Origin of the sequence: Dyella sp. SG562 (assembly GCF_011759495.1) — a bacterium.
Lineage (GTDB): Bacteria > Pseudomonadota > Gammaproteobacteria > Xanthomonadales > Rhodanobacteraceae > Dyella_D > Dyella_D marensis.
This window is the reverse complement of the sequence record NZ_JAAOYS010000004.1, coordinates 351861-364032: the sequence shown is the minus strand read 5'-3', so window position 1 is coordinate 364032 and position 12172 is coordinate 351861. Positions and strand designations below refer to the sequence as shown.

12 protein-coding genes and 1 riboswitch are annotated in these 12172 nt (G+C 67.8%); of the genes, 5 read left to right on the top strand and 7 right to left on the bottom strand.

Annotated elements, in window-relative coordinates:
• Positions 1 to 128 precede the first annotated feature (128 nt).
• Positions 129 to 953 carry a hypothetical protein gene (locus FHW84_RS10890; RefSeq protein ID WP_167255323.1) on the bottom strand — a complete coding sequence of 275 codons (825 nt, stop codon included), beginning with the start codon at positions 951 to 953 and terminating at the stop codon, positions 129 to 131.
• On the bottom strand, positions 953 to 1861 hold the full coding sequence (locus FHW84_RS10885; protein ID WP_167255321.1) for a LysR family transcriptional regulator: 909 nt from the start codon (positions 1859 to 1861) through the stop codon (positions 953 to 955). The genes FHW84_RS10890 and FHW84_RS10885 overlap by 1 nt, the downstream gene beginning before the upstream one ends.
• A gap of 137 nt (positions 1862 to 1998) precedes the next feature.
• Here FHW84_RS10885 and FHW84_RS10880 point away from each other — a divergent pair, with 137 nt between their 5' ends.
• Positions 1999 to 2736 (top strand): SDR family oxidoreductase, encoded by a 738-nt coding sequence (locus tag FHW84_RS10880; protein ID WP_167255319.1) that lies wholly within the window; start codon positions 1999 to 2001, stop codon positions 2734 to 2736.
• 32 nt (positions 2737 to 2768) lie between these two features.
• Positions 2769 to 3671 (top strand): SDR family oxidoreductase, encoded by a 903-nt coding sequence (locus FHW84_RS10875; RefSeq protein ID WP_167255316.1) that lies wholly within the window; start codon positions 2769 to 2771, stop codon positions 3669 to 3671.
• A 181-nt stretch (positions 3672 to 3852) separates the two neighbouring features.
• On the opposite strand, the gene dkgB is transcribed toward FHW84_RS10875, so the two are convergent.
• On the bottom strand, positions 3853 to 4656 hold the full coding sequence (dkgB, locus tag FHW84_RS10870) for a 2,5-didehydrogluconate reductase DkgB (RefSeq protein WP_167255314.1): 804 nt from the start codon (positions 4654 to 4656) through the stop codon (positions 3853 to 3855).
• A 28-nt stretch (positions 4657 to 4684) separates the two neighbouring features.
• Positions 4685 to 5896: an MFS transporter gene (locus FHW84_RS10865; RefSeq protein WP_167255312.1), complete on the bottom strand. Its 1212-nt coding sequence runs from the start codon at positions 5894 to 5896 to the stop codon at positions 4685 to 4687.
• Between the two features lie 101 nt (positions 5897 to 5997).
• Here FHW84_RS10865 and FHW84_RS10860 point away from each other — a divergent pair, with 101 nt between their 5' ends.
• The gene (locus FHW84_RS10860; protein ID WP_167255311.1) at positions 5998 to 6888 is read left to right on the top strand and encodes a LysR family transcriptional regulator; all 891 of its coding nucleotides are present in this window, start codon (positions 5998 to 6000) and stop codon (positions 6886 to 6888) included.
• Positions 6889 to 6973: 85 nt separating this feature from the next.
• On the opposite strand, the gene FHW84_RS10855 is transcribed toward FHW84_RS10860, so the two are convergent.
• From FHW84_RS10855 to FHW84_RS10845, 3 genes are all read right to left on the bottom strand, one after another.
• Positions 6974 to 7996 (bottom strand): DUF2333 family protein, encoded by a 1023-nt coding sequence (locus tag FHW84_RS10855; RefSeq protein ID WP_167255309.1) that lies wholly within the window; start codon positions 7994 to 7996, stop codon positions 6974 to 6976.
• Between the two features lie 141 nt (positions 7997 to 8137).
• A complete protein-coding gene (gene thiC, locus FHW84_RS10850) occupies positions 8138 to 10018 on the bottom strand; it encodes a phosphomethylpyrimidine synthase ThiC (RefSeq protein ID WP_167255307.1) in 1881 nt (626 codons plus the stop codon).
• A gap of 80 nt (positions 10019 to 10098) precedes the next feature.
• Positions 10099 to 10193, bottom strand: a riboswitch (TPP riboswitch).
• A 61-nt stretch (positions 10194 to 10254) separates the two neighbouring features.
• Positions 10255 to 10905, bottom strand: coding sequence for a TetR/AcrR family transcriptional regulator (locus FHW84_RS10845; RefSeq protein ID WP_167255305.1), 651 nt, complete (start codon positions 10903 to 10905; stop codon positions 10255 to 10257).
• An 89-nt stretch (positions 10906 to 10994) separates the two neighbouring features.
• On the opposite strand from FHW84_RS10845, the gene FHW84_RS10840 reads away from it, so the two are divergent.
• Both FHW84_RS10840 and FHW84_RS10835 read left to right on the top strand, forming a co-directional pair.
• A complete protein-coding gene (locus FHW84_RS10840) occupies positions 10995 to 11330 on the top strand; it encodes a hypothetical protein (protein ID WP_167255303.1) in 336 nt (111 codons plus the stop codon).
• 168 nt (positions 11331 to 11498) lie between these two features.
• Entirely contained in the window at positions 11499 to 12158 is a 660-nt protein-coding gene (locus tag FHW84_RS10835; RefSeq protein WP_167255301.1) for a protein-L-isoaspartate O-methyltransferase, read from the top strand.
• Positions 12159 to 12172 lie beyond the last annotated feature (14 nt).

Genomic DNA, 12172 nt, shown 5'->3' with positions numbered 1-12172 from the left:
CGTGAGTTCTCCGGAGTGCGAGGATGGTATGCGCTGACGCTGCCGCCTGCCTTGGTACTTCTGGCACATGGGCAACGGCCGGGCGGTGCCGCGGCACTTCCTACACCGTCATTCCGGCGTGGTGGTGCTCAGGCCGACTGGAACAGTGCGAGGCTTTCGGTGCTGACCTTGCCGTCCGCGCGCAGCCACGATTCGGCTGCAATCACCTTGGTGCATGGACCAAAGCTCGCGACGCGCACGGGGCGGTGCGCCGCTTCACGCCTGATCGCACCCAGCACGCTACGCATCACCTCGCCAGTAAACGGCGTGTACAGATAGAACAGCGTCGCTTTCGAGAAATCGGCTTCGCGCGCATCGCCGCACTCGAACGCAACACGTCCAACGCCGAGGTTCTGCGCACACCGCTGCGCCGCATCCACGTACGCTTGCTCGCGCTCGACGCCGATAGCGCGTGCCGCGGTGGTCATGGCAACCAGCATGGGCACGATGCCCAGGCCGGCACCCAGATCCATCACCATGTCGTGCTCGCTCAGCTCCGCGCGGCGAATCAGTTCGAAGATATGCCGCGCCGGCGTGGGTTGGTAGAACACCATTTCCGGCGGCAATGGCGCGACGTCGCCCGGCTCGTCGAGTGCCAGCACGCCGCTGACCAGATCGTCGCGATCGTCGTAGCCATCGCCCTCGGGCGCGGCTTCCAGCGCATCGATCCACGGCGCCAGCGCGTTCTTTCCGTCGCGGATGTCCTGGCGAAGCGCGGCATAGAGGCCGCGGTTGATCTCTTCGAAGTTTGCGCGCAATGCCTCTGCGCGCATGAGCAGTTCCGCGTCGCCGCTGCTTTCCGCATGCAGCTCCAGGCGATCCAGCACGTCGAGCCGTTCGCGCAAGCGCATCGGCTCGCGCAAGGAAACTTCGCCTTCGGCGTATGCGATCCACTCCCGCAGCCCCGCCGGCATCAGCCCATCTCCCCGAACTTTTCGCGATAAAGCGTCGCCGCCCAATCGACGAACACGCGCACGCGCGGCGACAGCTGGCGGTGGTACGGATACATCGCCGACACCGGCAAGCCGGGCGAGCGCCAGCCGGAAAGCACCTCGACCAAGCTGCCGTCATCCAGGTGCTCCTGCACGCGATAGCGCGGCAGCTGGATCAAGCCGCAGCCTTGCTGTGCGGCGACCAGATAGCTCGAAGCATCGTTGACCGACAGCCACCCGGCCAGCTCGTACTCGCGCAACTGCCCGTCCACCACCAGCTCAAACGGATAGTTGTGATCGCGCCCGCTGGCGAAGAATCCCACCGCCTGATGGCGCAGCAGGTCTTCCGGATTCACCGGCACGCCATGCCGCGCCAGATAGTCCGGGCTCGCGCAGATCGCTTCCGGCATCACCGCCAGCCGCCGCGCGACCAGGCTGGAATCCTTCGGCGTGCCGGCGCGGATCACGCAGTCGATGCCTTCGCGCACCAGGTCCACGAGGCGGTCGCCGCTGCTGATCTTCAGCTCCACGTGCGGATAGCGCTGGCGGAACTCGTTGATCCGCGGCAGCACGATATGCGTGGCGTGCGCGCCGTGCAGGTCCAGCCGCAGGGTGCCGCGCGGGTTGGCGGCGGTGTGGCCAAGCGCGGCTTCGGCGTCTTCCAGTTCCGCCAGCAGGTGCACGCAGCGCTCGTAATAGGCCTGCCCGTCCAGGGTGGGGCGCACCTGGCGGGTGGTGCGTTCCAGCAGGCGGGTGCCGAGGCGGGCTTCCATGTCCTTGATGGCGTAGGTGGCCGTGGCGCGCGGCAGGCCGCGCTCGTCGGCGGCGCGGGAAAAGCTGCCGAGCTCGACGATGCGGGTGAACAGGCGCATGGCGTCCAGGCGGTCCATGGGGGCCGATTATTCAATATAGGCGAATAGATATGCCAGTTCCTGGCGATTTATCCGTGCCAGTCAAAACAAAAGAATGCTCCCCACACCAACCCACGGCCCGGTCCCGGGCCACCTGTCACCCTCGGAGAGCATCCATGAGTCAGCAGCAGAAGACAGCCCTGGTCACCGGCGCCTCGGGCGGCATCGGCCGCGCGATCGCGTTGCGCCTAGCCGCGGACGGCTTTGCCGTCGCCGTGCATTTCGCCGGCAACCCGGCCACCGCCGGCAAGGTGGTGAAGGAGATCGAACAGGCCGGCGGCCGCGCCGCCGCCATGCAGGGCGACGTCGCCGAACCGGAAGACATGCGCCGCGTGTTCGACGACGCCGCCCAGCTCACCGGCGCGGTCGACGTGGTGGTGCACAGCGCCGGCATCATGAGCAACCTGCCGATCGCCGGCGGCGACCTGGCGCAGTTCGACCGCCTGATCCGCACCAACCTGCGCGGCGCCTTCGTGGTGCTGGGCGAGGCGGCGCAGCGGGTGCCGCCGGGCGGCCGGATCATTGCGCTGTCCACCAGCGTGATCGGCAAGGCCTTCCCCACCTACGGCCCCTACATCGCCTCCAAGGCGGGCGTGGAAGGGCTGGTGCACGTGCTGGCCAACGAGCTGCGCGGCCGCAACGTCGCGGTGAATGCCATCGCCCCGGGCCCGGTCGGCACCGAGCTGTTCTACCAGGGCAAGAGCGAACAGCAGATCGCCCAGATCGCCAACCTCGCGCCGATGGAGCGCCTGGGCACGCCGGACGACATCGCCCGCGCCGTGGCCTTCCTGGCCGGCCCCGATGGCGCCTGGGTCAACGCGCAGGTGCTGCGCGTGAACGGCGGCATGGTCTGAAACCCCCACAGCCCGATTCGAGGAGAAACCCCATGCAGCAGATCATCCTGATCACCGGCGCCTCCAGCGGTTTCGGCGCGCTCGCCGCCCGCGCCATGGCCCGCGCCGGCCATACCGTCTACGCCAGCATGCGCGATACGCAAGGGCGCAATGCCGCGCAGGTGGAAGCCGTAAAGACTTATGCGAAAGAGCATGGCGTGGACTTGCGCACGGTCGAGCTGGACGTGCAGTCGCAGGACTCCGCCGATGCCGCCATCGCGCACATCGTGACCGCGCACGGCCGCCTCGACGTGGTGGTGCACAACGCCGGCCATATGGTGTTCGGCCCCGCCGAAGCCTTTACGCCGGAACAGTTCGCCCAGCTCTACGACGTGAACGTGCTGGGCACGCAGCGGGTCAACCGCGCCGCGCTGCCGCAGCTGCGCAGGCAGGGCCGGGGCTTGCTGCTGTGGGTGTCCAGCAGCAGCACGCGCGGCGGCACGCCGCCGTATCTCGCGCCCTACTTCGCCGCCAAGGCGGCGATGGATTCGGTAGCGGTGAGCTATGCGGGCGAACTGGCGCGCTGGGGCATCGAGACCTCGATCATGGTGCCGGGCGCGTTCACCAAGGGCACCAACCACTTCGCGCATTCCGGCACGCCGGCGGACAAGGCGCGCGCGGCGCAATACACGGAAGGTCCGTACCGGGGTTTCGAAGAGGAGATCCTGCATGGCCTGGCCGCGTGCGAACCGGCGGATGCGGATGTGGCCACGGTGGCGGATGCGATGGTCGACATCGTCAACCTGCCGTTCGGCAAGCGTCCGTTCCGCGTGCATGTGGATCCGGCGGATGACGGCGCGGCCGTGGTGGCGGCGGTGGCGGATCGGATCCGCGTGGATTTTCTGCGGAGGATTGGGCAGGAAGCGCTGCTGTCGCCGCGGGTGGTGGTGCAGTAACTGGACTCAGTTCCTCAAGCTTGAACCCTTCTCCCTTCGGCGACCCGAAGGTAGTCCCCGTGGGAGAGAAGGTGGCGGCAGCCGGATGAGGGTCCGGCCGGAGCGATGCACATCATTCTTGCGCTGCGCCCGTACCCTCACCCCAACCCCTCTGCCAGGGGGAGAGGGGCTCAAGCTCGTTTCAGTCCCAGGCCGGCGCCAGGCTCGCCGGATTGGCAAGACGCTCCCCACGATCCAGCGTGGCAATGCGCGCCATATCCTCATCGTCCAGCTTCAGCTTTTCCGCTTCGAGATTACCGGCAAGATTCGCCCGCTTGGTCGACGACGGAATCACCGAATATCCCAGCCGCAGCGCCCAGGCCAAGGCTACCTGCGCAGGCGTCGCGCCGTGCCGCCTGGCGATATCCACGATCACCGGATCCTGCAGCACCTTGCCGTAGGCCAGCGTCATGTACGACGTGAGATGGACACCCTGCGCCTTGGCGAATTCCGCCAGCTTGCGGTTCTGCAGATAAGGATGGATTTCCACCTGATTGGTGGCGATGTTCGCGGCGCCAGCCAGATCGATGCTCTGGCGCAGCAGGTCGACGGTGAAGTTGGACACGCCGAACTGCTTCGTCAGCCCCGCCGCCTGCGCTTCGCGCAGCGCATCCAGCGATTCGTTCAACGGCACCGCACCCTTGGGCGAAGGCCAGTGGATCAGGGTGAGCTCGACGTGATCCGTGCGCAAGCGCTGCAGGCTTTCGCGCAGGCTGGGGATCAGGCGCCCGGGCGCGAGGTTATCGGTCCAGATCTTGGTGGTGATGAACAGCTCGCTGCGCGGCAGCTGGCTGTCGGCCAGCGCCTGGCCGATATCGGCCTCGTTGTCGTAGATCTGCGCGGTGTCGATGGCGCGGTAGCCGACATCGAGCGCGTCGCGCACCGAGTCGATGACGGTCTGGCCCTTGAGGCGGAACGTGCCGAGGCCGAAGGCGGGGATGCTCATGGGGAGACTCCGTAACAGGGAAAGGAAATCAATGGCCGCCCGCGTAGGCCGAAGCGCGGCTTGCGATGGCGGCGAACTGCGGGTCGCGGCGGTCCAGGCGTCCGCTCCAGGCGGTGAGCGCCAGCGCGCCCAATACCACCAGCGCGCCGATCCACGCGGTGTGGATGAGGCCGACGTGGGCGACGATCAAGCCGCCGCCCCAGGCGCCGCCGGCGATGCCGAGATTGAACGCGGCGATGTTCAGGCCCGAGGCCACGTCCACCGCCTGCGGCGCATAACGCTCCGCCTGCTGCACCACGTACACCTGCAGGCCCGGCACATTGCCGAACGCCACCGCGCCCCAGGCCAGCACCGTGAGCAGCGCCAGCCACGGCACGTGCGCGGTGAAAGTGAGCACGCCGAGCACGGCGGCCAGGCCGAGGAAGATCACTTTCAGCGCGCCGATTGGGCCGCGCCGGTCGGCCAGCCTGCCGCCCCACAGATTGCCCACCGCCACCGACACACCGTAGACCAGCAGCACCAGGCTCACCGCGCCTTCGCTGAAACCGGTGACGTTCTGCAGGATCGGCGAGAGAAAGGTGAAGGCGACGAAGGAGCCGCCATAGCCCACCGCGGTCATCGCATACACCAGCAGCAGCCGCGGCTGGCGCAGCACGGCGGCCTGTTGCAGCAGCGAAGCCGGCGCCTGGTGCGGGATATCGCGCGGCACGAAGGCCAGGCTGCCGAGAAAGGCGATCACGCCCAGCGCCGACACCGCCAGGAAGGTGGACTGCCAGCCCAGGTGCTGGCCGATGAAGGTGCCCAGCGGCACGCCGGTCACCAGCGCCACGGTCAGGCCGGTGAACATGATGGCGATGGCGCTGGCGGCCTTTTCCTTCGGCACCAGGCTGGTGGCGATGGTCGAGCCGATCGAGAAGAACACGCCGTGGGCCAGCCCGGTGAGCACGCGCGCGATCACCAGCGCCTCGTAGCCCGGCGCCTGCCACGCCAGCAGGTTGCCGATGGTGAACAGCACCATCAGCGACAGCAGCAGCGCCTTGCGCGGCACGCGGCCGGTGAGCGCGGTAAGCAGCGGCGCGCCGAGCGCGACGCCCAGCGCGTACAGGCTGACCAGCAGGCCGGCGGACGGCAGGCCGACGCCGAGGTCGCCCGCGATGGTGGGGATGAGGCCGACGATGACGAACTCCGTCGTGCCGATGGCGAAGGCGCTGATGGTCAGCGCCAGCAGGGCAAGCGGCATGGTTGCGCTCCGGATCTTTGAAAGGATGCGCCTAGTTTCGGCACGCGACTCTTTCAGAAAAACCTGCTAAACAGCGAAAGAGTCTTGCCCAGGAAGCAATAATGAAGACCAGCTTGGACGAGTTGCAGACCTTTGCGACCGTGGTGGACACCGGCTCCATCACCGCCGCGGCCGAGCAGCTGGGCCAGACCGTCTCCGGCATCAGCCGCTCGCTGAGCCGGCTGGAGGGCAAGCTGGACACCACCCTGCTCCGCCGCACCACGCGGCGGCTGGAGCTGACCGAGGAAGGCCGGTTTTTTCTGGACCGCGCGCGGCAGATCGTGGCCGCGGTGGAAGACGCCGAAGACGAGATGACCGCGCGCCGGCAGAAACCGGCCGGGCGCCTGCGCGTGAACGCGGCCTCGCCCTTCATGCTGCACGTGATCGTGCCGCTGGTCGGCGGCTTCCGCGCGCGCTTTCCGGAGATCGAGCTGGAACTCAACACCAGCGACCAGATCATCGACCTGCTGGAACAGCGCACCGACGTGGCGATCCGCATCGGCGCGCTGCGCGATTCCACCCTGCATGCGCGGCCGCTGGGCCTGAGCCGCCTGCGCATCCTGGCCAGCCCGGCTTATTTGAAGCAGCGCGGCCAGCCGCGCCATGTGCGCGATCTGTCGCGCCACAGCCTGCTGGGCTTCACCTTCACCGAAACCTTGAACGACTGGCCGCTGCGCCACGCCCAGGGCGACAGCCTGCGCATCGCGCCCACCCTGCTCGCCTCCAGCGGCGAAACGCTGCGCCAGCTCGCGCTGGCCGGCGACGGCATCGCCTGCCTGGCCGACTACCTCACCGCGCAGGACCAGGCCGAGGGACGGCTGGTGCAGGTGCTGGCGCGCGACACGCTGGACGTGCGCCAGCCGATCAACGCGGTGTACTACCGCAATACGCAATTGGCATCGCGTATCCGCTGCTTTCTGGATTACGTCGCAGAGGCAATGACACCGGCGTAGGTTGGGGTGAGCCAAAGGCGAACCCCAACGTGGCGAACGCCCGCACGTCTGTTGGGGTTCGCCTGCGGCTCACCCCAACCTACGCCTACGCCGGATTCGGGGCTTTACGCAGCTCTTCGCACAGATCGAACACCGCATCGTCGATGCGTTCGACCGCGTCGGCCAGCGCCAGCGCGTGCTCGGGCAGGCGCACCATCGGCGCACCGTCCAGCGCCAGCGGATTGGCGGGGCCGGACTGCAGCGCTTCCAGCTCGTGGATGGCTTCGCGCAGGTCTTGCTTCGCCTGCTCGCTCTTCAGGGTGGGGCCGAAGTCGTGCTGGAACGCCTTCATCTGCGTCAGCAGGGTGGTGGTGTAGCCGCGCGCTTCGTACAAGGTCTCGTCGGCATGGCGCCACGGCAGGCCGCCGCGGCGCATGGCCAGGGCGGAGGCGACGATGGGCCAGCGCGGCGGCGTGAACTCGCCGGGATGCGGCGGGATCATGCCGGCGGCCAGGCGCTCCTGCAGCGTGTCGAGGCGGTCGCTGACCACTTCCAGGTAGTCGGCCAGCGCGGCGGCGCTGAGATAGAAATGCGCGTTGTCCGGGTCGTCGTCGGTCAGGCGGTCGAGATAATCGAGCAGATGGTCGGCCACCTTGCGGTACTGGCTTTCGGCGCTGCGCAGCGGCAGGTGGCCGGGACGGCTGGCGAGCAGCGCGTCGGCGGCGGCCAGGTCCTTGTCTTCCATCAGCGGCGCCTGCGGCCGCGCGAAGTCTTCGCGCAGGGCGTGCAGCAGATCGCGCGAGGCCATCAGCGAACCGCGCTCCCAGCCGGGCGTGTCCTGCATGTCCGCGCCCTGTGGATGATGGTGGCCGCGCAGCGGATGCGCATGCCGGCCGGCCAGGCCCTGCACCGCGCGTATCACGCTGATGGTGGTGGCGGCTCCCGGGGTCATCGGCCGCTTCATCGCCACCTGTTCGGTGCGCGGCGGCGTCGATGGGTTGACCAGGTTCGGCTCGCGGTCCCACCACCACAGCGCGATGCAGGCGATCAGCAGGGGCAGGGCCAGCGCGACCAAGGCCACGCGCAAGACGGCGTGGTTCGGCCTGGCGGTCGGGTCCGTCGCTTGCATCGGTGGATTTCCTCGGGCTCCGGTCGGGGCATGAACGCGCTAAAGGTAGCGCGGGATGACGCGGCGAGACAGCGCGGCGCTTCAGAAAAAAGCCGCGCGTCGCAGCGACGCGCGGCTTCGGCCGGGCCAGCGCCTCGCGGCTCAGGCGCGGTGGTAGACCTCCGAACCCTGCTCGCGGAACTCGGCGGCCTTCTCCGCCATGCCTTCGTCCAGCGCGGCGGTCTCGTCGACGCCGTGCTCGGCGGCGTAGTCGCGCACGTCCTGGGTGATCTTCATCGAGCAGAATTTCGGCCCGCACATCGAGCAGAAGTGCGCGGACTTGTGCGCGTCCTTGGGCAGCGTCTCGTCGTGGAATTCCTTGGCCTTTTCCGGATCGAGACCCAGGTTGAACTGGTCGTCCCAGCGGAACTCGAAGCGCGCCTTGGACAGCGCGTTGTCGCGCACCTGCGCGCCGGGGTGGCCCTTGGCGAGATCCGCCGCGTGCGCGGCGATCTTGTAGGCGATGATGCCGTCGCGCACGTCCTGCTTGTTCGGCAGGCCGAGGTGCTCCTTCGGCGTGACGTAGCAGAGCATGGCGGTGCCGAACCAGCCGATCATCGCCGCGCCGATGGCCGAGGTGATGTGGTCGTAGCCCGGCGCGATGTCGGTGGTCAGCGGCCCCAGGGTGTAGAACGGCGCCTCGTGGCACTTCTCCAGCTGGCGCTCCATGTTTTCCTTGATCAGCTGCATCGGCACGTGGCCGGGGCCTTCGATCATGGTCTGCACGTCGTGCTTCCAGGCGATCTGGGTGAGCTCGCCCAGGGTGTCCAGCTCGCCGAACTGGGCGGCGTCGTTGGCGTCGGCCACGCAGCCCGGGCGCAGGCCGTCGCCGAGGCTGAAGGACACGTCGTACGCCTTCATGATTTCGCAGATTTCCTCGAAGTGCGTATAGAGGAAATTCTCGCGGTGATGGGCCAGGCACCACTTGGCCATGATCGAGCCGCCGCGCGAGACGATGCCGGTGACGCGCCGGGCCGTGAGCGGCACGAAGCGCAGCAGCACGCCGGCGTGGATGGTGAAGTAGTCCACGCCTTGTTCGGCCTGCTCGACGAGGGTGTCGCGGAACAGCTCCCAGGTGAGTTCCTCGGCCACGCCGCCCACTTTCTCCAGCGCCTGGTAGATCGGCACGGTGCCGATCGGCACCGGCGAGTTGCGGATGATCCACTCGCGGGTTTCGTGGATGTTCTTGCCGGTGCTCAGGTCCATCACCGTGTCGCCGCCCCAGCGGATCGACCACACCAGCTTCTCCACTTCCTCGGCGATGCCGGAGGACACGGCGCTGTTGCCGATGTTGGCGTTGATCTTGGTAAGGAAATTGCGGCCGATGATCATCGGCTCGCTTTCCGGATGGTTGATATTGGCGGGGATGATCGCCCGGCCGCGGGCCACTTCGTCGCGCACGAATTCCGGCGTGATCAGGCGCGGCAGCGAGGCGCCGAAGGACTGGCCCGGATGCTGGTTGCGCAGCGCGCTCTCGGCCAGCGCCTCGAGCTTCTGGTTCTCGCGGATGGCGATGTATTCCATCTCCGGCGTGACGATGCCCTGGCGCGCGTAGTGCATCTGCGTGACGTTGGCGCCGGCCTTGGCGCGCAGCGGCTGGCGCAGGTGATGGCGGAAGCGGATCGGGTCCAGCTTGGCGTCGGCGGCGCGCTGGCGGCCGAAGTCGGAGCTGAGGCCGGTGAGGCGCTCGACGTCGCCGCGCTCTTCGATCCAGGCCGCGCGCAGGGTGGGCAGGCCGGCGGCCAAGTCGACCTGGTAGCTCGGGTCGGTGTACGGGCCGGAGGTGTCGTAGACGGTGACGGGCGGGTTGTCTTCGCCGCCGAACAGGGTGGGCGTCCTGGCCTGGCAGATTTCGCGCAGCGGCACGCGGAGGTCGGGGCGGCTGCCCTGCACGTGGATCTTCCGCGAACCGGGGATCGGCCGGGTAACGGCCTCGGAGAGTTCCTGCGCGGCGCGCGCGAGATCGTTGGGCTGGGCATTCATCGACGTGGCGTCCTTCGTGAGGCGGGGAAACACGAAGCGGCGGCGCCGGAGGCACGAACTGCCTGGGTTCAGCAGGCTTGGGATCGTGCGGCGAAGCTCCCTACACCGGTGCTAACCGGATCAGGTTCGAAGGGACTCTCTCAGCCGACCGTGGTCGGCACCCCCGCTTCCAGAAGGCTGACATTCAAGCACGAATCGCCGGATACGGGCGAGTACGCGGCGTGAAGAGGGGGGATTCAGCGCGGCAGGTAGGCGCGCAGGAAGGTGGACACGCCGGCGCGGGCGTTCGATTCCACCTCGCTGGCGAAGGCGTCCTGGCAGCCGTCGCAGCCGAACATGCGGCGCAGCACGAGGTCGCCCTTGATCAGGGCCAGGAACTGCACGCTGGCCTGGGCGACGTTCTCGATCTCCAGCTTGCCGTCGTCAACCGCCTGTTCCAGCAGGCGTTCCATCAGCTTGTGCGTGCGGGTGGGGCCTTCTTCCCACAGCAGCTTGCCGTAGCGCGGATTGCCCTGGCGGCAGTCGCTGAGGATGGCGCGGAAGGTGCCGACGTTCTTCGGGTCGCAGTCGATGTGGGCGTGGGTCATGGCGACGCGCATGAGCAGGTCGCTGATCTCCGTGGCCGGGTCGTACAGGTAGGTGTCTTCCGGCAGCAGGTCCTGGATGTGCGCGCGGATCACCTCGCGGAACAGGTTGTCCTTGTCGCCGAAGTGGCTGTAGACGGTGAGCTTGGACACGCCCGCCTCGGCGGCCACGGCGTCCATGCTGGTGCCGGCGAAGGCGTTGCGCACGAACAGGCCCTTGGCTGCCTCCAGGATCGCGGCGCGCTTCTCCATGTCCTTAGGGCGGCCAGGACCCTGGGGCTTGGTTTGCGCGATCGTGTTCATGCCGTTCTACACCTTCACAAAGGAATAACCGGGGTTTAGTATACGCGCCGGTTTACTTATTTTCCACCGCCGTCCTGAACGGCCGACCCATGACCTCTACTATCGCAGAACTCACTCTCAGCGGCCCTTATCGCCATGCCCAGCGCATGCTTGCCGCGTGGCTGGAGCATGGCCAGGCGCTTGCCCGTCGCCGCGCTTTCGCCGTGCGCGTGGCGCTGGCCGCGCTGAATGCGCCCGAGCGCCACCGCATCGCGCGCTGGCTGGCCTGGCTGGCGGTCGCGGCGGAAAGCCGCCGGCAGCCGGCCCTGCTGCCGCGCATCCGGCTGCTGGATGCAGCGCTCGGACAAGCGACCGAAGATGCGTTCGCACGCCTGCCGGTGGACATCGCCGCCAAGCGGGCGGATAACCGTCGCCTGACGGCTTGAGTGTCCGCGGACACCGCGCTGCGCATGACTTCCGTCAGCTCGTCGCGGTGACTTCCGGCACTTCGTGGGGAAGCAGGCAAGCTCCAGGCTTTTGAACATTGTCGGGACTGGTCTAAGCGCTTATCCTTTCTGACCTTTTTTCGACTTTGCACGGGACGTAGGCTGACCATGGCGATGAACTTCGAACAGGCGCGGCAGAACATGGTGGAAAACCAGGTGCGCCCCTGGGAGGTGCTGGACGCGCGCGTGCTCGACGTGCTCGGCCGCCTGCACCGCGACCAGTTCGTCGCCCCGGAGCATCGTGCGCTGGCCTATGCCGACGTCGGCCTTCCGATAGGCCATGGCGAGAGCATGCTCAAGCCGGTGCTGGAAGGCCGCGTGCTGCAGGCGCTGGAGCTGAAGGAAACGGAACACGTGCTGGAAATCGGCACGGGCTCGGGCTTCCTCACCGCCTGCATGGCCAGCCTGTCCGGCCATGTCACCAGCGTCGATATCCATGCCGACTTCATCGCCGCCGCGGCGCAGCGCATCGCGCAGGCGGGCATCGACAACGTGACGCTCGCCACGGGCGAGGCGGTCAAGGCCTGGCAGCCTGCCGGCCAGTTCGATGCGGTGGTGGTCACCGGCGCCGTGTATGAAATTCCCCAGCGTTTCCTCGGCTGGCTCAAGCCGGGCGGCCGCCTGCTGGCGGTGCGCGGCGAGTCGCCGGTGCAGCAGATGGTGCTGCTGACCCACGAGGGCGAAGGCCGCTATCGCGAGGAGAGCATCCTCGAGACCGACTTGCCCTACCTGGTGCACGCCGAGCCGCCGCGCAAATTCGTTTTCTGACCTGACCCGATTTC

Coding starts and splice junctions, on each gene's coding strand:
- FHW84_RS10890 (WP_167255323.1), bottom strand. CDS start 953: ATGCCGGCGGGGCTGCGGGAGTGGATCGCATACGCCGAAGGCGAAGTT.
- FHW84_RS10885 (WP_167255321.1), bottom strand. CDS start 1,861: ATGGACCGCCTGGACGCCATGCGCCTGTTCACCCGCATCGTCGAGCTC.
- FHW84_RS10880 (WP_167255319.1), top strand. CDS start 1,999: ATGAGTCAGCAGCAGAAGACAGCCCTGGTCACCGGCGCCTCGGGCGGC.
- FHW84_RS10875 (WP_167255316.1), top strand. CDS start 2,769: ATGCAGCAGATCATCCTGATCACCGGCGCCTCCAGCGGTTTCGGCGCG.
- dkgB (WP_167255314.1), bottom strand. CDS start 4,656: ATGAGCATCCCCGCCTTCGGCCTCGGCACGTTCCGCCTCAAGGGCCAG.
- FHW84_RS10865 (WP_167255312.1), bottom strand. CDS start 5,896: ATGCCGCTTGCCCTGCTGGCGCTGACCATCAGCGCCTTCGCCATCGGC.
- FHW84_RS10860 (WP_167255311.1), top strand. CDS start 5,998: ATGAAGACCAGCTTGGACGAGTTGCAGACCTTTGCGACCGTGGTGGAC.
- FHW84_RS10855 (WP_167255309.1), bottom strand. CDS start 7,996: ATGCAAGCGACGGACCCGACCGCCAGGCCGAACCACGCCGTCTTGCGC.
- thiC (WP_167255307.1), bottom strand. CDS start 10,018: ATGAATGCCCAGCCCAACGATCTCGCGCGCGCCGCGCAGGAACTCTCC.
- FHW84_RS10845 (WP_167255305.1), bottom strand. CDS start 10,905: ATGAACACGATCGCGCAAACCAAGCCCCAGGGTCCTGGCCGCCCTAAG.
- FHW84_RS10840 (WP_167255303.1), top strand. CDS start 10,995: ATGACCTCTACTATCGCAGAACTCACTCTCAGCGGCCCTTATCGCCAT.
- FHW84_RS10835 (WP_167255301.1), top strand. CDS start 11,499: ATGGCGATGAACTTCGAACAGGCGCGGCAGAACATGGTGGAAAACCAG.